Annotated in this window: 17 protein-coding genes; 15 read left to right on the top strand and 2 right to left on the bottom strand. The window is 72.5% G+C overall.

The genetic code is table 11. From position 1 onward, the window contains the following. Positions 1–37 precede the first annotated feature (37 nt). On the bottom strand, positions 38–1,378 hold the full coding sequence (locus MLY01S_RS01675) for a LysM peptidoglycan-binding domain-containing protein (RefSeq protein ID WP_067188701.1): 1,341 nt from the start codon (positions 1,376–1,378) through the stop codon (positions 38–40). 328 nt (positions 1,379–1,706) lie between these two features. On the opposite strand from MLY01S_RS01675, the gene MLY01S_RS01670 reads away from it, so the two are divergent. Next, a complete protein-coding gene (locus MLY01S_RS01670) occupies positions 1,707–2,090 on the top strand; it encodes an Rv2175c family DNA-binding protein (RefSeq protein ID WP_067188700.1) in 384 nt (127 codons plus the stop codon). Between the two features lie 179 nt (positions 2,091–2,269). On the opposite strand, the gene MLY01S_RS01665 is transcribed toward MLY01S_RS01670, so the two are convergent. Further along, complete coding sequence (locus MLY01S_RS01665; RefSeq protein ID WP_067188698.1) at positions 2,270–3,376, bottom strand: polyprenyl synthetase family protein; 1,107 nt, start codon at positions 3,374–3,376, stop codon at positions 2,270–2,272. Between the two features lie 43 nt (positions 3,377–3,419). Here MLY01S_RS01665 and dinB point away from each other — a divergent pair, with 43 nt between their 5' ends. The 14 genes from dinB to MLY01S_RS01595 all read left to right on the top strand — a co-directional run bounded on the left by dinB (position 3,420) and on the right by MLY01S_RS01595 (position 20,640). Continuing rightward, positions 3,420–4,661 carry a DNA polymerase IV gene (gene dinB / locus MLY01S_RS01660; protein WP_067188696.1) on the top strand — a complete coding sequence of 414 codons (1,242 nt, stop codon included), beginning with the start codon at positions 3,420–3,422 and terminating at the stop codon, positions 4,659–4,661. A 222-nt stretch (positions 4,662–4,883) separates the two neighbouring features. After that, positions 4,884–5,273, top strand: a complete 390-nt coding sequence (locus tag MLY01S_RS01655) for an SCO2097 family morphological protein (protein WP_067188694.1) — start codon at positions 4,884–4,886, stop codon at positions 5,271–5,273. A 432-nt stretch (positions 5,274–5,705) separates the two neighbouring features. Further along, the gene (gene mraZ, locus MLY01S_RS01650) at positions 5,706–6,137 is read left to right on the top strand and encodes a division/cell wall cluster transcriptional repressor MraZ (protein WP_067188692.1); all 432 of its coding nucleotides are present in this window, start codon (positions 5,706–5,708) and stop codon (positions 6,135–6,137) included. Between the two features lie 247 nt (positions 6,138–6,384). Then, entirely contained in the window at positions 6,385–7,395 is a 1,011-nt protein-coding gene (gene rsmH / locus MLY01S_RS01645) for a 16S rRNA (cytosine(1402)-N(4))-methyltransferase RsmH (RefSeq protein ID WP_067188691.1), read from the top strand. A gap of 20 nt (positions 7,396–7,415) precedes the next feature. After that, on the top strand, positions 7,416–8,090 hold the full coding sequence (gene ftsL, locus MLY01S_RS01640; RefSeq protein WP_135103263.1) for a cell division protein FtsL: 675 nt from the start codon (positions 7,416–7,418) through the stop codon (positions 8,088–8,090). Then, positions 8,090–9,892: a peptidoglycan D,D-transpeptidase FtsI family protein gene (locus MLY01S_RS01635; RefSeq protein ID WP_067188689.1), complete on the top strand. Its 1,803-nt coding sequence runs from the start codon at positions 8,090–8,092 to the stop codon at positions 9,890–9,892. Before ftsL ends, MLY01S_RS01635 begins: the two co-directional genes overlap by 1 nt. 61 nt (positions 9,893–9,953) lie before the next feature. Beyond that, positions 9,954–11,675: a Mur ligase family protein gene (locus tag MLY01S_RS01630; RefSeq protein ID WP_067188687.1), complete on the top strand. Its 1,722-nt coding sequence runs from the start codon at positions 9,954–9,956 to the stop codon at positions 11,673–11,675. 12 nt (positions 11,676–11,687) lie between these two features. Further along, the gene (locus MLY01S_RS01625; RefSeq protein WP_067188685.1) at positions 11,688–13,205 is read left to right on the top strand and encodes a UDP-N-acetylmuramoyl-tripeptide--D-alanyl-D-alanine ligase; all 1,518 of its coding nucleotides are present in this window, start codon (positions 11,688–11,690) and stop codon (positions 13,203–13,205) included. Beyond that, a complete protein-coding gene (gene mraY, locus MLY01S_RS01620) occupies positions 13,202–14,329 on the top strand; it encodes a phospho-N-acetylmuramoyl-pentapeptide-transferase (RefSeq protein WP_067188683.1) in 1,128 nt (375 codons plus the stop codon). The genes MLY01S_RS01625 and mraY overlap by 4 nt, the downstream gene beginning before the upstream one ends. After that, positions 14,326–15,906, top strand: a complete 1,581-nt coding sequence (gene murD, locus MLY01S_RS01615; RefSeq protein ID WP_082739512.1) for a UDP-N-acetylmuramoyl-L-alanine--D-glutamate ligase — start codon at positions 14,326–14,328, stop codon at positions 15,904–15,906. Before mraY ends, murD begins: the two co-directional genes overlap by 4 nt. Positions 15,907–15,957: 51 nt before the next feature. Next, positions 15,958–17,223 (top strand): FtsW/RodA/SpoVE family cell cycle protein, encoded by a 1,266-nt coding sequence (locus MLY01S_RS01610; RefSeq protein ID WP_067188680.1) that lies wholly within the window; start codon positions 15,958–15,960, stop codon positions 17,221–17,223. Positions 17,224–17,225: 2 nt separating this feature from the next. Then, entirely contained in the window at positions 17,226–18,374 is a 1,149-nt protein-coding gene (gene murG, locus MLY01S_RS01605; RefSeq protein WP_067188678.1) for an undecaprenyldiphospho-muramoylpentapeptide beta-N-acetylglucosaminyltransferase, read from the top strand. Further along, positions 18,371–19,837: a UDP-N-acetylmuramate--L-alanine ligase gene (gene murC, locus MLY01S_RS01600; protein WP_067188676.1), complete on the top strand. Its 1,467-nt coding sequence runs from the start codon at positions 18,371–18,373 to the stop codon at positions 19,835–19,837. The genes murG and murC overlap by 4 nt, the downstream gene beginning before the upstream one ends. Before the next feature lie 68 nt (positions 19,838–19,905). Then, the gene (locus tag MLY01S_RS01595; protein WP_135103264.1) at positions 19,906–20,640 is read left to right on the top strand and encodes a cell division protein FtsQ/DivIB; all 735 of its coding nucleotides are present in this window, start codon (positions 19,906–19,908) and stop codon (positions 20,638–20,640) included. The last annotated feature ends 254 nt before the right edge of the window (positions 20,641–20,894 follow it).

Raw genomic sequence — 20,894 nt, 5'->3', positions numbered from 1 at the left:
GTAGATCACGCCCCGGAAAGGACACGGGCGGAGAGGATCAGAACATGGCCATCGCTGCCTTCACACGGGCCACGTAGGCGGCGGTGTCGGGCTTCAGGCCCTGGCGCATCACGCTGCCGTGCCCCTGGTAGTAGGCGCCGATGCCCAAGTCACGGGTGGGAGTGTTCTGCTGCATGTAGCGGATGATGGCGACGCCCGCGGTCACGTTGTCCTGCGGATCCAGCAGGTTCAGCTCCCGGCCCACCAGCTGGGACGCGAACTCGCCGGCCACCGGGATGACCTGCATGGTGCCGATCGCGTTCGCGGGGGAGACGGAGCGGTGCTGGAAGCGGGACTCGGTGTACGCGTGCGCCAGGGCCAGGCGCGGGTCCACGCCCATGCTGCGGGCGGTCTCGCGGATCAGCTGCTGCGTCTCGGCCGGCGACGGGGCCGGCGCGGACTGCAGGCGGGCGTAGTTCTCGTTCGCCGAGGCGGTCACGTGCTCCGGGTAGGTGTAGTGGAGGAACGTGTTGCCGATCGGGCGGTTCTGCGGGGCCGGGGCGGAGGACTTCGGGCTGCCGTCGTCTACGACCAGCACGTCGCCGACGTACATCGGCGAGTCCACGCTCAGGCCGTTCAGGTCGCGCAGCCTCTTCACGGAGATGCCGAACTTCTGGGCCACCCGCCACGGGGAGTCGCCGGCGACGACGGTGTATCGGACGGCTTCCCCGGAGGTCGAGCCGGTGCGCTCGAGCGCAGTGGACCGGCCTGCGGACCGCGTCGGGGCCGGGTCGGCCTGCTCCGCAGGTGCGGAGGAGGCGGCACCGGGGACCTTCAGCACCATGCCCGGATGGAGCGTGGTGGTGGCGGACATGCCGTTGGCCTTCTGGAGCGCCGCCATGGTGCTGCCGGTGCGCTGGGCGATGATCCACCAGCCGTCGTTGCGGCGGACGGTGTAGGTGGAGGCGGCCTGGCCGGAACGCTTCGAGGAGGTCGGAGCCTTGCGCTCGCCGGAGGACGTCGTCGCTGCGGTGCCGGTGGGCAGGGTGATCTTCTGGCCGGCGTAGATGACCGTGCTGTGGTCCATGCCGTTGAGGCGGAACACCTCCTTGAGCGGCACCCTGTGGGCCCAGGCGATCTCGGAGAGCGTGTCGCCGCGCCGGACGGTGTAGGTGCTGGTGGCGGGCGCGACGGTGCCGTCGGAGCCGGAGCCGGAGCCGGAGCCGGAGCCGGAGCCCGTGGGCCGCTGCTCGGCCGGGCGTGTGGCCTCCTCGGCCTGGGCCGCCGGAGCGGTGCCGAGGAGCATCAGAGGGAGCACGGAGGTGGTCAGGGCCGAGCGGACGAGACGCTGACCGGAAGCGCGCGGCGCGGGGGCCGTCTGCTGCTGGGAAGCGGACATGGAACGGGTACCTCACGAGGAGTCGTCGACGGTGATGACAAGCCGCGGCGGCCACCCGCCGCGTGATCACACAACGATCTCGTCAACAGCGGCGTGTCGCGTTGACGAGATCGTTCTGTGACCTTCGTGAGCCTAGTGCGGGGAGGGGGTGAGGGCCAGCCGGGACCAATGAATGCGCTGTGAGTACGGGGCGATGCAGGTCAGTGCGGCGTGTCGCGCGCGGGACAGGTTGTCACGTGGGGAAAGGCGCGGGCCGTGCCGGTCGTGATGTCACCGTGACCGCACCCGTGAGGGAACGACCAGTCCGCCGGGGAACTATCGTGGAGCCGTGAACACCAGCGACGCCTCCGATCAGATCCCCGCCGACCTCGACGCCCTCGTGGGCCAGTGGCTGACCCTTCCCGAGGTCGCCGAGCGCCTCGACGTCGTCGTCTCCCGTGTCCACAACCTCGTGAAGGACCGGAGGCTCGTGGCCGTCCGCCGCGGCGAGCGCGCCGTGCGCAGCGTCCCGGCCCTGTTCCTCTCCGCGACCGGGGTCGTCGAGCCCGTGCACGGCACGCTGGTCCTCCTCAACGACGCCGGCTTCTCCGACGAGGAGGCCCTGCGCTGGCTCTTCACCGAGGACGAGTCCCTGCCGGGGCGTCCGATCGACGCACTGCGCGACGGCCGCAAGACGGAGGTCCGCCGCCGCGCCCAGGCCCTCGCCTGGTGAGCCCGGCCCGGCGCTCGCCGGAGGCCTCCCGACGACGTCCCCTCGCCTGACACGGCCCGGTCCGCCCGGGTCGGGGCGGACCGGGCCGTGTCCCGGGCGCCCCCGTGACCGTCAGGTCACCCTCCGTGCCCATCGGGTCACCCACCCTGCCCGTCGGGGCACCCACCCTGCCCGTCGGGTCAGGCGGTGCGATGCAGAAGCGTGTCCATCAGGCCGCGCAGGTCCGCCAGCGCCGACGGCTCGGCGCCCGAGCCCTCGAGGCGGCCGGCGGCCTCCTGGGCCTGGGCGACCAGGTCGTCGATCTCGGCGCGGACGCGCTTCTCGGCGCCGCACTCGCGCAGGGCCTGCTGCCAGTGGGCCACGCTCTGCGCGCTCAGGTCGGCCCGGCCCAGCTCGTCCTCGAGGGCGGCCGCAGTGTCCGCCTCCAGCAGGTCGAGCGCGTGGGCGATCAGCACGGTCCGCTTGCCCTCGCGCAGGTCGTCGCCGGCAGGCTTGCCGGTCAGCTCCGGGTCGCCGAAGACGCCCAGCAGGTCGTCCTGGTACTGGAAGGCGAGTCCGAAGGGGAGGGTGACGGGCTCGAAGGAGGCGACGAGGCCGTCGTCGCCGCCGGCCAGGACGGCACCGAGGGCCATCGGGTGCACGGCGGAGTAGCGCGCGGACTTGTACTCCACCACCGTCTCCGCCCGCTGCGCGGCCACGGCGGGGTCCTCCGCCGGCGGGGCCATCTCGGCGAGGACGTCCAGGTACTGGCCGAGCATCACCTCGAAGCGCATGGTCTCCATCTCCTGGCGGGCGCGGTCCGCCCGGGGCGAGCCTGCGAACGCGTCGTGGAAGGCGGCGTCGGACAGGGAGAGGCAGACGTCTCCGGCGAGGATCGCGGCGGAGACGCCGAAGTGCTCCGGGTCGTGGCGCCATCCTGACGAGCGGTGCATGGCCTCGAAGGCGCGGTGGACCGCAGGCATGCCCCGGCGGGTGTCCGAGCGGTCGAGGATGTCATCGTGGATCAGGGCCGCCGCCTGGAACAGCTCGAAGGCCGCCCCCGCCGTGATGATCCTCGGGTCGTCCGCAGCGCCTCCGGCCGCACGCCAGCCGAGCCAGCAGAGGGTGGCACGCAGGCGCTTGCCGCCCGCGGTCAGCCGGGAGATCGCGTCCACGACCGCCGCCGCCTCCGGGTGGACCCGCTCGGCGCGGGCGCGGTGGGAGCCCAGCAGCTCGGTCAGACGGTCCGCCACGGCGGCGCGGAACTGCTCCGGGGCCAGGCGGTCATGCGGGATGTTCTGCGACATGCGCCCACCCTATGCCGTCCGTGCCGTGGGTAGGGTCGAAGACATGCAGCAGCCGGCGCCCGTGGTCCCCGGGGACGACGCCACCGTCCTCCATGTGGACATGGACGCGTTCTTCCTCTCCGTGGAGCTGCGCGAGCGGCCGGACCTGCGGGGCGTCCCCGCCGCGGTGGCCGGCCGGTCGCTGCGCTCGGTCATCCTCTCCGCCTCCTATGAGGCCAGGGCGTTCGGGGTGCGCTCGGCGATGCCCGTGGGGCAGGCGCTGCGCCTGTGCCCCCAGCTGCGCCTGGTGGAGCCGCGGCAGAGCGTCTACCGTTCCGTGTCCGCCGAGGTCATGGCCCTGCTCGACCGGGTCACCCCGGTGCGCGAGCAGCTCAGCGTGGACGAGGCGTTCCTGGACGTGGCCGGCTCCCGGCGTCGCCTGGGCCCGCCGGCCCGGATAGGTGCCGCGATCCGCGAACGCGTGCGTGCCGAGCTCGGTCTGCCCTGCTCCGTGGGTGCGGCGCCCGTGAAGTTCGTGGCCAAGATGGCCTCCACGGCCGCCAAGCCCGACGGCCTGGTGGTCGTCCCCGGGGAGCGGCTCCTCGAGTTCCTGCATCCCCGCCCCATCGACCACCTGTGGGGCGTCGGCCCCGTGCTGGCCCAGCGGCTGCGCACCCGCGGCATCGACACGATCGGTGACGCCGCCGCTCTGCCGGAGGGGCGCCTGCGCCAGTGGTTCGGCGAGGTCGGGGCACGCGTCGAGGACCTGTCCCGAGGCCTCGACCCCCGTCCGGTGCACCAGGAGACAGGGCACCAGAGCATCGGCGCGGATCACACGTTCGACGACGACCCGACCGACCCGGAGGAGATCGACCGCCACGTGCTCCGGCTCTGCCACCACGTCGCCGGACGGCTGCGCGCCGAGGGTGTGCTCGCCGGCGGCGTCACCGTCCGGGTGAAGTCCCCGGAGGCCCGGGTCCGTTCGCGGGCCGCCCGGCTGCCGGACCCCACGGACTCCGGCCACGACCTCTTCGCTCCGGCGCGCCGTGCCGTCAGGGAGCTGCTCGCGGACAGGCCCCATCCGCTGCGTCTGGTCGGGGTGCGGGCCGAACGGCTGACGGACGAGCAGGCGCCGCGGCAGCAGAGCCTCTTCGACGACGAGGCAGGCGGCCGGGCCGCCGACTGGGGCGCAGCCGAGCGGGCGGTGGACGCCGTCCGCCGTCGCTTTCCGGGCCACGGACCCGCCCCGGCCTCGCTGCTCGGCGACGTCGACCCTGCGGCCGACGGCCGCGACCGCCGGCAGTGACGGTCTGCTCCGACGCCGGCTGAACGGCGTGCCGCGGCGATGCCCGGACCGGGGCGGCGGGCCGTCTCCTGGGAGGTTGCCGTGCGCGGCCGTCACCCACTGGCCCGGCGGCGTCGCCGTCACTAGACTGGTGGGTCAGACGACCTGTACGGCGTCGCAGGTCGGGGACGGATCCGACGCACCGGAAGCAAGCACGGACCGGAAGAAAGCAGAGGTGCGGCCATGCCGCTGTCAGAGCGCGAGCAGCGCATGCTCGACGAGCTCGAGGCCCAGCTGCGCACGGAGGACCCCCGGCTCGACACCCACCTCAGGGACAGCCGCCCCGGCGGCGTCTCCGTCCGGCGCGTCGTCCTCGGTGTCGCGATCGCCGTCGCCGGCCTCGCGGTCGTGCTCCTCGGCGTCTCCCTCCAGAACGTGATCGTGGGCGTCGTGGGCGTCGCCGTCATGGGCGCCGGCGTCTACGTGCTCTCCAGCCGTGGCTCCGGCGACTCCTCGGGGGCCGGCCGTGCCGATGCCGGCGCCCGCGCGGCAGCCGGCGGGAAGAAGAAGGAGAGCGCCTTCATGTCCCGCCTCGAACAGCAGTGGGACGAACGCCGAGGCCAGGGGCGCTGAGCCCCCGGAGGGCACCGCTGGCCACCCACCACTCCACGAAGGCCCCGACCGCGATGCGGTCGGGGCCTTCGTCATGTGCGCCCTCGGACGGTGAGGGGGCGCCCTGAGGGAGGCGGCCGCCGTCGGGGTGGGCGGCCGAGGCCCCCACTTCCCTCCACCGGGCCCTCCACACCCCTCCCCGAGCCCCTCCACCGGGCCTGCCCTGCCCTCCACCGGGCCTTCGGCGAGGGGTGTCGCGGGGGCGGGCGGCCGGCCCCTCCACTGTCCTCCACTGTGAGACATCCGCATGAATCCGCGGATTCTGGCGAGTGCCGGGGTGCCGTCGTGAATGTGGTGGTTGGAGAGTGGGGGGAAGTGGGGTAAAGTGGAGTCCAGAAGAGAGCAGAGGCGATGCATCGGCCGTTGCGGAGCTCGGCGAGACAGGGGGTGCCCGTGTTCCTCGGGACCTACACCCCGCGTCTGGACGACAAGTTCCGGCTGATCCTCCCGGCGAAGTTCCGTGAGGAGCTGTCGGACGGACTGGTCCTGACCCGCGGTCAGGAGCGATGCATCTACGTCTTCTCTGAGCGTGAGTTCGCAAGGGTCCACGAGCAGATGAGGTCGGCTCCGCTCTCCTCGAAGCAGGCGCGCGACTACATCCGCGTGTTCCTGTCCGGAGCCTCGGACGAGACGCCGGACAAGCAGGGCCGCATCACCGTGCCCGCTCCGCTGCGGCAGTACGCCGGGCTGGAGAGGGAGGTCGCGGTGATCGGCGCGGGGACACGAGCGGAGATCTGGGACCTCGAGTCCTGGAACGCGTACCTGCAGGAGCAGGAGACCTCCTTCTCCGACACCGACGAGGACGTCCTGCCGGGCATCTTCTGACCCGTCCGCGGGCGGGTCCACAACAGAACATCCACGGATCCCTGAGCGTGGCCTCCAGCCGACGCGAGCCACCTGACCTGACTTCCCCTGGGCCAGGCGGAACGCGGTCGGATGGGGATCAGGCCCAGGGATCCGTGTCGTCTCCGGGGGAACCGCCCCCGGCGTGACACGCTGAAGCGCGACGGCGTCGCCCCGAGCCCGGGGCCGCCCCGACGCGGCCCACCCACAGCAGGGGAGGAGGACCCCGATGCAGCACAGCGAGAGCGGACAGACGCCGCTGCGCCCCGAGGACCGTCACCTGCCCGTCATGCGGGACCGCGTCATCGACCTCCTCGCCCCCGCCGTGCAGGCGGCCCGGGACGCCGGTCGCACTCCGATCGCCGTCGACGGCACCCTCGGGATGGGCGGGCACACCCAGCAGATGCTGCGCCGTTTCGAGGACCTCGTGGTGGTGGGCATCGACCGTGACCCGCACGCCCTGCGGATGGCGGGCGAACGGCTGGAGGGCCTCGCGGACAGGCTCATCCCCTTCCACGGCACCTACGACCAGGTCCCCGAGGCCCTCGAGGCCGCCGGCGTGGACCGCATGGACGCCGCGCTCTACGACCTCGGCGTCTCCTCCTATCAGCTGGACGCACGGGAGCGCGGCTTCGCCTACTCCTACGACGCCCCGCTGGACATGCGCATGGACACCGACGCCGCGTACACCGCCGCCGACCTCGTGGCGGAGGCCGAGGAGTCCGAGCTGCGCAGCCTCATCCGCCGCTACGGCGAGGAGAAGTTCGCCGGCCCCATCGCACGGGCGATCGTCCGGGCCCGTGCCGAGCGCGCCCTGACCACCACCGGCGAGCTGGTCGACGTCATCCGCTCGGCCGTCCCCGTCGCGGCCGGCGCGAAGGGCGGCCACCCTGCCAAGCGCACCTTCCAGGCGCTGCGCATCGCGGTCAACGACGAGCTCGACCTGCTCGAGGCCGCCGTGCCCGCCGTGTTGGACCGCCTGCACGTCGGCGGCCGCGTCGTCGTCATGAGCTACCACTCGCTCGAGGACCGCATCGCCAAGCGGCACCTGGGGGAGTGGGCGACATCGACGGCGCCGCCGAACTTCCCGGTGGTGCTCGAGGAGCACGAACCCGTGGTGAAGATCCTGACCCGCGGCACGGAGAAGCCGACTTCCGGGGAAATCGCTGAGAACCCGCGCGCCTCCTCCGTAAAGGTGCGCGCAGCAGAGAAGATCAGGAAGTCACGAGGAACCCGATGACGGCACTGGAGGACCATCGCATGGCCGCAACCGCAGAGGCACGGAGCGTCGAGCCCCGTCCCGAGCGCGCCCTCGAGCACGTCGCAGGCGCCTCCGAGCGCGTCCGCACCCCGCTGTCCGTGGTGCCCGCCCCGCTGCCCCGCACCGGCCGCGGCATCACCGTGCTCTGCCTGGGCATCCTGATGGTCGCCCTCGCCGTCGTCCTCGTCGCCAACATCACCGTCTCCAACCGTCAGTACCAGATGTTGGAGCTGCGTGCCCAGCAGACCGAGCTGTCCGAGGCCAACGAGCTGCTGTCCCAGCGCGTCGGCTACCTCGAGGCTCCGCAGAACCTGGCCGCCCGCGCCGACGCGCTGGGCATGGTCGACCCGGCCGGCAGCGCCACCGTCGACGTCGCCACCGGCCGCGTCTCGGGCGAGGCCGTCGCGGCCGAGGAGGGTGAGCGGGGTGCGTCCTACGTCAACCCGCCCTCCTCCCTGGACCAGCCCCTGGGCGTGAACAGCCTCGAGGGCGACGCCCTCCCGCCGGGCCACATCGCCGGGCCGGAGCTGAAGGACCCCGCGGAGGAGAAGAAGGCGGCCGAGGAGCGGACGGCCGAGCGCAAGGCCGAGGAGCGCGCGGCGTCCGAGGACGCCGTGGACGCGGCCGATGCCGAGAACGGCTCCGCCGACGACGCGGAATCCGGCCGGGACTGATGTCCGCGACCTCCGACCCCACCGGAGCCGAGGCGGGCACGGGGGCGCGGCGTCGCGCACGCACCCTCCTGCTCGTCTGCCTCGTCCTGCTCGCCGCCGTCGCCCTGCGGCTGCTCTACGTGCAGGGCATCGACCCGACCGGCCAGGCCTCCGCCGCCCTCGACGAGCGGCTCCGCAGCCAAGTGCTGACCCCGGAGCGCGGTGCGATCAAGGACCGCAACGGCGAGGTGCTCGCCACCAGCGTGCGCCGCTACGATCTGGTGGTCGACCAGCGGCTGGTCAAGGACTTCAAGGAGTGGAACTCCGAGACGGAGCAGAACGAGATGGTCTCGATCGACGACCGCATCGCGCAGCTGTCCACCGTGATCGGCGTCTCCGAAGACGACCTGGACGACCGGATGAAGGGCGACCGCCCGTACTCGGTGGTCAAGCGCTCGGTCACACCCCAGGTCCGCGACCTCGCCATGGACCTGCGCGTGCCCGGACTCATCGCCGAGCCCGTCGACCGCCGCAGCTACCCGAACGGCCCCGTGGCCGGCTCCGTCCTCGGGTTCGTCTCCGCGGACGGCACCGCCCGCGAGGGACTCGAGCTGAGCCAGAACGAGGCCCTGGCCGGCAAGGCCGGCCGCCGCGAGTACGAGGTCGCCGCCAACGGCCTGCGCATCCCCAACGCCGTGTACAACGAGACCCCCGCCGTGGACGGCTCGGACGTGGAGCTGACGATCGACCGGGACATCCAGTGGTACGCGCAGGAGCTCATCGCCGCCAAGGCCGCCGACTACGACGCCGAATGGGCCAACATCGTGGTCCTCGACGCCAAGACCGGCGAGATCCTGGCGATGGCCGACTCCACCACCGTCGACCCCGCCGACCCGAACGCCACCGACCAGCTGTTCTGGCGCCCGACCGCCATGACCCAGGCGGTCGAGCCGGGCTCCACCGGCAAGGCCGTCACCATGGCCGCCGCGCTCGACGCCACCGACCTGACCCCGCTCAGCGAGTTCACCGTGCCCAGCAGCGAAGAGTTCCACGGGCAGAGGATCAACGACGCCAACGCGCACGCCGAGTACGACATGACCCTCGCCGGCATCTTCGCCCGTTCCTACAACGTCGGCACCGTCAAGGCGGCCGAGGAGATGTCCCTGCAGGAGCGCTTCGAGTACATGAAGTCCTTCGGCATCGGCGAGGCCAACGACATCGGCCTTCCCGCCGCGGCCGCGGGCACCCTCGTGCCGCCGGAGGAATGGGACAACCGTCAGAGGTCGACCACGACCTTCGGCCAGGCCTACACGCAGACGACCCTCCACACCGCGCAGATCTACCAGGCCCTCGCCAACGGCGGAGAGATGGTCCCCGCCTCGGTCATCAAGTCGATCGTCGACCCGGACGGCGCCGAGCACGCCTACCCCCACCGCGAGAAGCACCGGGTCGTGTCCGAGCAGACCGCCGCGGAGATGATCCGCATGATGGAGACCGTGGTCACCCGGGGCACCTCCAAGCGCGCGGCCGTCGAGGGGTACCGCGTCGGCGGCAAGTCCTCCACCGCCCAGGCCGCCGGCCCCTCCGGCCGCTACGACGGCTACAACATCGGCTTCACCTCGGTGGCGCCGCTGGACGACCCGCGATTCGTCGTCTCCGTCTCCATGCACCGGCCCGCGGAGAACTACCAGGGAGCGCACCTGGACGCCCTGTCCGCCGATCTGATGGAGCACCTGCTGCGCAAGTACAACGTCCCGGCCACCGGCGACAAGCCCGACGACTACAAGGTCTTCGCCGAGGACCCGCAGGACCGTCCCTGGTGACGGCCGCCTGCCCGCAGCCCCCGAACCCGCACTCCGAACCGAAAGACCAGGAGCACCCGTCATGACCGAGTCCTCGACCCTGACCCCCGCGGAGCAGGACCGCGCCTTCCGCCCGGACCGGGTGGACGGGGTCGCCTGGTCCACGCTGGTAGAGGTGCTCCACGGCGCCGGCATCGAGGCGGTCGAGTCCGGGACGGCACCGCGCGGTCGGGTCACCGGTGCCTGCCTGAACTCCCGTGTGGTGCAGCCGGGCGACCTGTACGTCGCCCTGCCCGGTGCCCGTGTCCACGGCGCCTCCTTCGCCACCGAGGCCGTCGCGGCGGGAGCGGTCGGTGTGCTCACCGACGCCGAGGGCGCGGCCCTCGTCGCCGAGCAGGGCCTGGCCGACCTCGCCGTCCTGAAGACCGGCACCCCCCGCACGGCGGCGGGTGCGGCGGCCGCTGCCGTCTACGGTGAGGGACTGGACGCCGGACCCCGGCTGATCGGCGTGACCGGCACCAACGGCAAGACCACCACCAGCTTCCTGGCCTGCTCGCTGCTCGAGGCGATCGGCCGCCGGACCGGCGTCATCGGCACGATCCTCACACGGGCGGCAGAGCGCACCGTGCCCTCCTCGCTCACCACGCCGGAGTCCACGCAGCTGCACGCACTGATGGCCCTGATGCGCCAGGAGGACGTGGACACCGCCGTGATGGAGGTCTCCTCCCACGCGGTGTCCTTCGAGCGCATCGCCGGCCTGCGCTACGCCGTCGCCGGATTCACCAACCTGACCCAGGACCACCTGGACCTCCACGGCTCCATGGAGGAGTACTTCGAGGCCAAGCTCGGCCTGTTCGACGCCGCACGCACCGGCCGCGCCGTGATCGTGCTCGACGGGGGAGAGGGCCCCGAGTGGGGCGTCGCCATGGCGGAGCGTTCGGGCGCACCGACCACCACCCTCGCCCTCGGACCGGCGGCGTCCGTGCCGGGCGCTCTCGCCGAACGCCACCCGGACGTCGTGCCGGACTGGGAGCTCACCGCCCTCACCCCGGACGGCCTCGGCCATCGATTCGAGCTCACCGAGGCGGCCACCGGGCGGGTGCTCAAGGCCTCGGTCGGGCTGCCGGGCCGCTTCAACGCGGCCAACGCGGCCCTGGCCGCCCTCATGGTCCTCGAGGCCCTGGGCGAGGAGACCTTCGAGCTGCTCCAGGACGTGCTGGACGTGCCGGCCGGCGCCGGACCCTTCGCTGCCGCCGTGCCCGGCCGCATGGAGGTCGTCGGCCGTGAGCCGGACGGCGTGGTCGACTTCGCCCACAACCCGGACGGCATGGTCCAGGCCCTCGAGTCGCTCACGCAGGCCCGTGCCGCCACCGGCCGCGACGGGCGCACCATCCTCGTCTTCGGCGCCACCGGGGAGCGGGACACCACCAAGCGTCCGCTGATGGGACGCATCGCGGCCCGCTACGCGGACGTGGTGATCGTCTCGGACGACGACCCGCACGGCGAGGACCCCGCCGGGATCCGCGCCCAGGTCCTCGAGGGCGTGCGGGCCGAGGCGGCGGAGCAGGCCGAGCAGGGCCGCACCGTCGAGGTCCACGAGTCGGCACCGCGCGCCGAGGCCATCCGGCTCGCCGTCGCCCTGGCCGCGGACGAGGACAGCATCCTGCTGGCGGGCCGCGGCCATGAGACCGTGCAGGACGTGGCGGGCGTGGACGTGGAGCTGGACGACCGTGTCGAGCTGCGCGCGGCCCTGGTCGACCGGCGCGAGGGCCGCCTCACGGATCTGTCATCCACGGCGCGGTAAAGTCGAGTCCAAATGATCGCTCTCACCGCTTCCCAGATCGCCGCGGCCGTCGGCGGCACCCTCTCCGAGTCGCTCGACCCGGAGACCGTGCTGACCGCTGTGACCCCGGACTCCCGTGAGGTCGCTGGTCAGGACGGCGTCCTGTACGTGGCCAAGCCCGGCGAGCACGCCGACGGGCACGACTACATCGACGCCGCGCTGTCCGCCGGCGCCTCCGCCGTGCTGGCCGAGCGTGCCACCACGGCTCCGGACGGCTCCGCGCACCCGTCGATCCTCGTGGAGGACGCGGTGATGGCCATGGGCGCCCTCGCCCGTGACGTGGTGGCCCGCGTGCGGGCGCACTCCGAGACCACCGTCATCGGCATCACCGGCTCGGCCGGCAAGACCACCACGAAGGACCTGCTGGCGGCGATCCTCGCCGAGCAGGGGCCGACCGTGGCCCCGCAGGGCTCGTTCAACGGCGAGGTCGGCGTGCCGCTCACCGTGTTCCGCGCATCCCTGGACACCCGCTACCTCGTGGTGGAGATGGGCGCGGACCACGTCGGCAACATCGCGTACCTCTGCGACATCGTGAAGCCGGACATCGGCGTCGTCCTCATGGTCGGCACCGCCCACGCCGGCAGCTTCGGCGGCGTGGCGAACATCGCCAAGACCAAGGGCGAGCTCGTGGAGGCCATCGGCCCCGAGGGCGTCGTCCTGCTCAACCGCGACGACTCCCAGGTCGCCGCCATGGCCGAGCGCACCACGGCCCCGGTCGTCTGGTTCTCCACCGATGAGGACACCGTGCCGCTGATCGCCGAGGACGTGGCCGGGGGCCGCGCCGCCGGCGTGGCCCTCGCTCGGAACCTGACCACCGACGTCGAGGGCCGGCCGGTGTTCGACCTGCAGCTCGGCGCCGACACCGAGGCTCCGACCGTGCCTGTCACCTCCGGGCTCATCGGCGTCCACCACGCCCACAACGTCGTCGCCGCGGCCGGTGCCGCCGCGGCGGCCGGCGTCCGCCCGGCGGACATCGCCGGCGTGCTGGACGGTCTCGGCCCGACCAGCCGGTTCCGCATGGAGCGTACGGAGCGTCCCGACGGCGTCACCGTCATCAACGACGCCTACAACGCGAATCCGGAGTCCATGCGCGCCGCGCTGAAGACCCTCGCTCAGCTCGGCCGCGCCACCGGCCGCCGCACCTGGGCGGTGCTCGGCGAGATGCTGGAGCTCGGCGACGAACACATCAGGGAGCACACGCTCGTCGGCGAGACCGTCGTGCGCCTGAACATCGCACAGCTGCTCGTCGTCGGAGCCGGTGCCCGCCCCCTGTACATCGGCGCCCTCAATGAGGGCAGCTGGGGAGAGGAGGCGCACTTCGCCGCCGACCTCGACGAGGCCTTCGACCTTCTCTCGAAGCTCCTCGCCCCCGGAGACATCGTCCTGGTGAAGTCCTCCAACGGCTCGCGGCTCGCCCAGCTCGGCGAGCGTCTCGCCGCCGTCGGCGCCGAGGACTCCGCGTCGTCCACCCCCAAGGAGGAGCGTCCGTGATCGGCCTGCTCATCGGCGGTGTCCTCGGCCTCGTCTTCGCGGCCGCGGGCACGCCCCTGTTCATCCGGTTCCTGGTGAAGAAGGGGTACGGCCAGTTCGTCCGCGACGACGGCCCCACGAGCCACAAGACCAAACGCGGCACCCCGACCATGGGCGGCCTCGTCTTCGTGGTCGTGCTCGTGGTGGTCTACTTCCTGACCCACGCCATCCTGGCGATGCTCGACTCCGAGCTCGCCGGGCCGACGGCGTCCGGTGTGCTGCTGCTCTTCCTCACGGTCGGCATGGCGTTCGTCGGCTTCGTCGACGACTTCACCAAGATCACGAAGAAGCAGTCCCTCGGCCTGACCCCCATGGGGAAGATCGTCCTGCAGGGCCTCATCGGCACCGTCTTCGCGGTGCTGGCGCTGAACTTCCCGAACAGCGACGGCCTGACCCCGGCCTCGACGGCCATCTCCTTCGTCCGTGACATCCCGTGGCTCGAGATGGCCTTCGCCGGTCCCGTGCTCGCCTACGTGCTGTTCGTGATCTGGTCCAACCTCATCACCACGGCCACCACCAACGCCGTGAACCTCACCGACGGCCTGGACGGTCTGGCCACCGGCGCCACCGCCATGATCACCGGCGCCTACGTCCTGATGTCGATCTTCCAGGCGAGCCAGGCCTGCGGCACCATCACCGGCCCGGGCTGCTACGAGGTCCGCGACCCCATGGACCTGGCCCTGCTCGCCGCGATACTCACCGGCTCGCTGCTGGGCTTCCTCTGGTGGAACACCTCCCCGGCGAAGATCTTCATGGGAGACACGGGCTCCCTGGCCCTCGGCGGCGCCCTCGCCGGCTTCGCCATCTTCACCCGCACCGAGATCCTCGTGGTCATCCTGGCCGGGCTCATGGTCGCCATCACCCTGTCCGTGATCATCCAGGTGGGCTACTTCAAGCTCTCCGGCGGCAAGCGAGTGTTCCTCATGGCCCCGCTGCAGCACCACTTCGAGCTCAAGGGCTGGGCCGAGGTGACCGTCGTGGTCCGCTTCTGGCTCATCAGCCTGGTCTGCGTGACCGTCGGCCTGTTCGTGTTCTACGGCGAGTGGCTCCTCGCCGGCGGCGGCACCGCGGCGGTGACCCCATGAGCGAGGCCATGGTGACCCCCGTCCTCGAGCCGATCGCCTCGACTCCCCGCACCGACCCGCTCACCTCCTGGGACGCCCCCCAGTGGCAGGGGCTGCGCGTGGTTGTCGCCGGCCTGGGCGTCACCGGCTTCTCCGTGGCGGACACGCTGGTGGAGCTCGGTGCCGACGTGCTCGTCGTGGACGGGAACGCGTCCGAGGAGAACGTCCGGCGTGCCGAGACCCTCAGGATCGTGGGTGTGCGCGACGTCGTGCTGGAGAAGGAGGCGACCACCGCACTGCCGCGCTTCGACGCACAGCCGCCGGACGTCGTCGTGACCTCCCCGGGCTGGCGTCCGGACCAGCCGCTGCTGATGCAGGCCCACGCCGCGGGCCTGCCGATCTGGTCGGACATCGAGCTGGCCTGGCGGGTCCGTGAGCGCGCGGGCCGCAAGGTCGCCGACTGGATCTGCCTGACCGGCACCAACGGCAAGACCACCACCGTGAGCATGGTGGAGGCCATCCTGCGCGCAGACGGCCGCCGGGCGATCGCCTGCGGCAACGTCGGCACCCCGGTGCTGGACGCCGTCCGCGATCCGGAGGGCTTCGACGTCCTGGCGCTGGAGCTCTCCAGCTTCCAGCTGCACTGGACCCACCACATCGAGCCGGCCTCCTCGGCGGTGCTGAACATCGCCGAGGACCACGTGGACTGGCACGGCTCCATGGACGGGTACGTCCGGGACAAGGGCTCCGTGTACGAGAACACCCGCATCGCGTGCGTGTTCAACGAGGCGGCCCCGATCACCCGCCGCCTCGTGGAGCAGGCCGACGTGCAGGAGGGATGCCGTGCGGTGTCCTTCTCCACGGACACCCCGGGCCTGTCCACCGTCGGCCTCGTGGACGGCATCCTCGTGGACCGCGCGTTCACCGAGAACCGGGCCCATGAGGCCGTGGCCCTCGCCGAGCGCTCGGACCTGGGCGCCGTGGCTCCGCAGCACACCGTGTCCAACGCGGCCGCGGCCGCGGCGCTGACCCGTGCTGTGGGCGTCTCGCCCACTGCGGTCCGGGACGGCCTGCGCGGCTACGACCGCGGAGAGCACCGCATCCAGCTGGTGGCGACCTCGCGGGACGTCATGTGGATCAACGACTCCAAGGCGACCAACCCGCATGCCGCGGACGCCTCCCTGGCGGCGTTCTCCTCGATCGTGTGGATCGCCGGAGGCCTGCCGAAGGGCGTCACCTACGACGAGCTCGTCAGGGCGCACGGACACCGTCTCCGCGCCGTCCTGCTGATCGGCGCCGACTCCTCCGCGCTGCGCACGGCCCTTGCCGAGCACGCCCCGGACGTCCCGGTCGAGAGCCCGCTCACCGATCCGTCCGGCCGGGGCACCGAGGACGGCCACGCCGCCATGACCGCCGCCGTGCAGCGTGCCGACGAGCTGGCCGAGGCCGGCGACGTGGTCCTCATGGCTCCGGCCGCCGCCTCCATGGACCAGTTCCGGTCCTATGCGGACCGCGGCGACGCGTTCATCGAGGCCGTCACCGCCGTCATGCGGCAGCACGGCTGGAACGTCGACGACGACGGCCCCGTCTCCGGCTGAAGGCCCGCCGTTCCCTCTGACCCCACCGTCCCCGTCCGCTGAAGGAGCACCATGCCGACGAAGACCTCCGGCGGCCTGAGCCCCGTCAAGCACGGGCTGGACCGCATGTGGGCCGCCCTCGAGGGCCGTCGCATGCTCGACATGACGGTCCTGATGATCGCGGGTAGCACCGCGGTGCTGACCGTGCTGGGCCTGGTGATGGTGCTGTCCTCGTCCTCGGTCGAGGCGATCGGCTCCGGGGGCTCGTACTCCCTGTTCCTGCGCCAGGCGCTCTGGGCGTGCGTGGGCATGGTGATGCTGACCGCCGCGACCTTCACCCCGGTGCCCTGGATCCGGCGGATGGCCTGGCCTGCGCTGGCCGTGTCCGTGGTCCTGCTCGGCCTGGTCGCGTTCACGCCGCTGGGCGTGAACGTCGGCGGCAACACGAACTGGCTGCGCATCGGCTCGTTCACGGCGCAGCCGTCCGAGCTCGCGAAGCTCTCCCTCGCCCTGTGGGGCGGCGCCGTGATCGCGCGCAAGGGGCGCCTGGTGAACCAGGTCAAGCATGCCCTCGTGCCCGTGGTGTTCCCCGGCGGCGTGCTCGTCCTCGGCCTGATCATGTGGGGCAGGGACCTGGGCACCGCGATCATCGTCGCGCTCGTGCTCGCCGCCGTGCTCTGGGTCGGCGGGGCCCACCGCATCGTGTTCATGGTCACCGCGGGGATGGTCGCCCTCCTGACGATCGGCCTGACGCTGTTCGCCTCCCACCGCATGCTCCGCGTCCAGGCCTGGCTCGGCGTCGAGGCCGCGTGCGATGACCCCTCGGACCCCTGCTTCCAGCCCGCCCACGGCCTCTATGCGCTGGCCTCCGGCGGCTGGTGGGGCGTCGGCCTGGGCCAGTCCCGCCAGAAGTGGAGCTACATCCCGGAGGCGGAGAACGACTTCATCTTCACCATCCTCGGCGAGGAGCTCGGGCTGCTGGGCACCCTGCTCGTGATCGGCCTGTTCGCGATCCTCGCCCTGGGCATGTACCGGGTGGCCGCCCAGACGCGCTCGACCTTCATCCGCGTGGCCACGTGGGGCATCATCACCTGGTTCGTGGGCCAGACCTTCCTCAACGCCGGCATGGTGTCCGGCCTGCTGCCGGTGGTGGGTGTCCCGCTGCCGTTCATCTCGTACGGCGGCTCCGCGCTGACCCTGGCCATGACGGCTGTGGGCGTCGTGCTGTCCTTCGCACGCCATGAGCGTCGCCTGGCACACCTGGCGGCCCAACAGGCCCACGCCGCCTCGTTCAGACCGATCGATCCGACGCCCGCTCCCCAGACCCAGGAGGCCTGATCATGACCGTCCCCTCCACCGAACGACCTCTGCGCGTGGTCCTGGCCGGCGGCGGCACCGCCGGGCACATCTCCCCGATGCTGTCGATCGCCCGCGCCCTCCAGGAGCCGCAGCCGGGCCCGGACGGCACCGTCCCGGTGCCGGCGGTCTGCACCATGGTCGGCACGGAGTCCGGCATGGAGACCCGTCTGGTCCCCGACGCCGGCTTCGAGCTCGACACGATCGGGCGCGTCCCCTTCCCGCGCCGTCCCTCGATGGACGTGCTGCGGTTCCCCGGCCGGTTCCGTGCCGCGATCGACCAGGCGAAGGCCATCCTGCGCCGCCGGGAGGCCGACGTCGTGGTCGGCGTGGGCGGCTATGTGTCGACTCCCATGTACCGGGCGGCGAAGTCCCTCGGCATCCCCACGGTGGTGCACGAGGCGAACGCGCGGCCGGGAATGGCCAATCGCTGGGGAGCCCGTTCCGCCGCCCGGGTCGCCGTGGCGCTCAAGGGGACCCCGCTGAAGGGCTCCGAGTGGGTCGGAATGCCGATGCGTCCGGAGGTGTCGTCCCTGGACCGGGCCGAGGCCCGGGGCGCAGCCGCCGCCGAGCTCGGCCTGGACCCCGAGCGCACCACCGTCGTCGTCACCGGCGGCAGCTCCGGCGCGCTGTCCGTGAACCGCACCGTCCAGGGCGCCCTGGACGACCTGCTGGGCGCCGGTGTGCAGGTGCTGCACCTGACCGGACGCGGCAAGGAGGTCACCGACTCCGCCGGGCAGCGCGTGGTCCGTGACGGCTACCACCAGCGCGAGTACCTCGACCGCATGGAGCAGGCCTATGCCGTGGCCGACCTCATCGTCGCCCGCTCCGGTGCCGGCACCGTCTGCGAGGTCTGCGCCGTGGGGCTGCCCGCCGTCTTCGTCCCGCTGCCGATCGGCAACGGCGAACAGGCCCTCAACGCCGAGCAGGTCGTCGCCGACGGGGGAGCCCTGCTCGTCCGGGACGACACCTTCAGCCCCGAGTGGGTCCGCCGCGAGCTCATCCCGCTGGCGACCTCGCCTGAGCGCCTGTCCGCCATGGCCGCCGCCTCCGCCGCCCACGGTGTGCGGGACGCCGACCAGAAGATGGCCCGACTGACCCGGGCCGCCGCCGCCGAAGGAGCACATCGATGACCGCCGCCACCGCACACCCCGAGGACTTCCCGGCCGAGGGCCGCGTCCACTTCCTGGGCATCGGCGGAGTCGGCGTCTCCGGCGTCGCCCGCATCCTCCAGGACCAGGGAGTGCCCGTGTCCGGCACCGACGCCAAGGACCTGCCGGTGATGCACCAGCTGGCCCAGGGCGGTGCCCGGATCACGGTCGGCTACGCCCCGGAGAACGTCGGCGACGACGTCGCCTGCGTCATCGCCTCCTCGATCGCCGGACCGGGCAATCCCGAGTACGACGCGGCGGCCGCCCGCGGGCTGCCCATGATGCACCGGTCGGAGGGCCTGGCCATGGCCATGCGCGGCCACCGCGTCCTGGCCGTTGCCGGCACCCATGGCAAGACCACCACCTCGTCCATGGCTGCCATGGCCTTCACCGAGGCCGGCTGGAAGCCCACCTTCGCGGTGGGGGCCGCCGTCGCAGGGCTGGGCACGAACGCCGCCCACGGCGAGGGCGACTGGTTCGTGGCCGAGGCCGACGAATCCGACGGCACGCTGGTGAACTACCCGTCCACCGTCGCGATCGTGACCACGGTGGAGGCCGACCACCTGGACCACTACGGCACGGAGGAGGCCGTCCATGAGGTGTTCCGCACCTTCGCCGGACAGCTCCCGGCCGCCGCGGACGGCGGTGCACTGGTGGCCTGTCTCGACGACGACGGCGCCGCCGCCCTGGCCGCCTGGGCCCGGGAGGAGGCCCGCTGCCGGGTGGTGACCTACGGCACCGCCGAGCGCGATGGCGTCCGTCCCGACCTGCTCGTCGCCGAGACCCTCGTGGACGCACGGGAGTCGGGCGTGGGCCAGCGCGTGCGCTACGAGCTCGCCGACGGCACTGTGGTGTCCGTGCGCCTGCAGGTGCCGGGCACTCACAACGCGCTCAACGCCGCGGCCGTCCTCCTGGCCGCCGTGCAGGCGGGCATGGAGCCGGAGGCCGCGGCCGCGGGCTTGGAGGCCTTCCGCGGCACGGCGCGCCGCTTCGAATTCCGCGGCGCAGGCCGCGGCGTACGCGTCTTCGACGACTACGCCCACCATCCGACCGAGGTGGCGGCCGCCGTCTCCGCCGGTCGGGCGGTGGCCGGCACGGGCCGGGTGCACGTGCTGTTCCAGCCGCACCTGTTCTCCCGCACCCATGACTTCGCCGCAGAGTTCGCCCAGGCGCTCTCGACGGCCGACCGCGTGCGTGTGCTCGAGGTCTACGCCGCGCGCGAGGAGCCGATGGAGGGGGTGGACTCCAGCCTGATCTCCTCCCGCCTCACCACGCCGGACGAGACCGACCGTGCGGTCGCCGCCGACCCTGAGCGGGCTGTCGCCGACCTCGTGGCGGGGGCCGAGCCGGGCGACGTCGTGATCACCATGGGCGCCGGAGACGTGACTGCGCTGGGGCCGACCATCGTTGCCGCGCTGTCGGACGACGCCACGGCCGCGCAGTGAGGATGCCACGGCTGCGACGCCGCGGCGGCACCGCGGCGACACGGCGCCGGGACTCCTCGTCCCAGCCTGTGGGCCAGAACGTCGTCGCGTTCCCGGAGCCTGCACGCAGGCCCCGCCGCTGGCTGCGGTGGACGATGGCCGCGTTCGCCCTGGTCGCGCTGGTGGCCGGCGCCCTGGTGCTCTACTTCTCGCCGGTGCTGGCCGTGGACCGCGTGGAGGTCGACGGCACGCGCCTCGTGGACCGCGCCGACGTCGAAGAGCGTCTCCGTCCCCTTCACGGCGTTCCGCTGCCACAGGTCGGCCGAGGACGCGTCCAGGACCTCGCCGGCGACCTGCCCGGGGTCGAGTCGCTGGACATGATCGCAGCCCCGCCCACGGGCCTCCAGGTGACCGTGCACGAGCGCCGTCCGGTGGCGGCCCACGTCTCCGACGGCACCGCCCGTGTGCTGATGGACGACGGGGCCGTGCTGTCGGGTGTCGATCCACGGGTGTTCGAGGGCCAGACGCCCGTGCCGGTCGCCCCGGGGGTGCTGCACGCCGACGAGCGCACCCGTGCCGCCGTGGCGGCCGTCGTCGACGCGCTGCCGTCCGCCCTGCGCGAGCGGGTGGAGGAGGTCCGCGCCGCCGGTCCGGACTCCGTCGAGCTGCGCCTGGAGGACGGCCCGTCCGTCCAGTGGGGTGGCACGGACCAGCCCCGGGTCAAGGCCGCTGTGGTGGAATCGCTTCTCGGGCAGGGCGAGGAGTCCCGGGCGGGTGTCGAGGAGCTCGACGTCTCCGTCCCGGACCGCCCGGTCACCCGGTGACGAGGTCGCCGCAACCTCACAGCATTCAACTCGAAGGTGAAGGTGAAGGCGATGGGTGCGGCCAGATCGTGCCCCTCGGGCGTCGCGCGGAGAACGCGTGTGCTTCAAGCATCGCGTGAAGGTTGAGATCTGTGGCGAGAAATCAGCGTCCATGCGGGCCTGGGCGCTTTGCGCGGCGGTCCGCCGTGACGCTACCGTTGCCCTGAACGTTGGGTGTCGCCGCGTTCTCCTCCGCCCCTCCGGGCAGCCTTCAA

It is taken from the genome of Micrococcus lylae NBRC 15355 (assembly GCF_001570885.1).
Lineage (GTDB): Bacteria > Actinomycetota > Actinomycetes > Actinomycetales > Micrococcaceae > Micrococcus > Micrococcus lylae.
The sequence above is the reverse complement of the archived record's forward strand: the minus strand, read 5'-3'. Positions and strand labels throughout refer to the sequence as shown.

What these genes read in the sequence shown, in the direction of transcription:
- MLY01S_RS01630 (WP_067188687.1), top strand. Translation starts at nt 9,954, where the DNA reads ATGACCGAGTCCTCGACCCTGACCCCCGCGGAGCAGGACCGCGCCTTC.
- rsmH (WP_067188691.1), top strand. Translation starts at nt 6,385, where the DNA reads ATGCAGCACAGCGAGAGCGGACAGACGCCGCTGCGCCCCGAGGACCGT.
- MLY01S_RS01665 (WP_067188698.1), bottom strand. Translation starts at nt 3,376, where the DNA reads ATGTCGCAGAACATCCCGCATGACCGCCTGGCCCCGGAGCAGTTCCGC.
- dinB (WP_067188696.1), top strand. Translation starts at nt 3,420, where the DNA reads ATGCAGCAGCCGGCGCCCGTGGTCCCCGGGGACGACGCCACCGTCCTC.
- MLY01S_RS01610 (WP_067188680.1), top strand. Translation starts at nt 15,958, where the DNA reads ATGCCGACGAAGACCTCCGGCGGCCTGAGCCCCGTCAAGCACGGGCTG.
- murG (WP_067188678.1), top strand. Translation starts at nt 17,226, where the DNA reads ATGACCGTCCCCTCCACCGAACGACCTCTGCGCGTGGTCCTGGCCGGC.
- ftsL (WP_135103263.1), top strand. Translation starts at nt 7,416, where the DNA reads ATGGCCGCAACCGCAGAGGCACGGAGCGTCGAGCCCCGTCCCGAGCGC.
- MLY01S_RS01635 (WP_067188689.1), top strand. Translation starts at nt 8,090, where the DNA reads ATGTCCGCGACCTCCGACCCCACCGGAGCCGAGGCGGGCACGGGGGCG.
- murD (WP_082739512.1), top strand. Translation starts at nt 14,326, where the DNA reads ATGAGCGAGGCCATGGTGACCCCCGTCCTCGAGCCGATCGCCTCGACT.
- MLY01S_RS01655 (WP_067188694.1), top strand. Translation starts at nt 4,884, where the DNA reads ATGCCGCTGTCAGAGCGCGAGCAGCGCATGCTCGACGAGCTCGAGGCC.
- MLY01S_RS01675 (WP_067188701.1), bottom strand. Translation starts at nt 1,378, where the DNA reads ATGTCCGCTTCCCAGCAGCAGACGGCCCCCGCGCCGCGCGCTTCCGGT.
- murC (WP_067188676.1), top strand. Translation starts at nt 18,371, where the DNA reads ATGACCGCCGCCACCGCACACCCCGAGGACTTCCCGGCCGAGGGCCGC.
- MLY01S_RS01625 (WP_067188685.1), top strand. Translation starts at nt 11,688, where the DNA reads ATGATCGCTCTCACCGCTTCCCAGATCGCCGCGGCCGTCGGCGGCACC.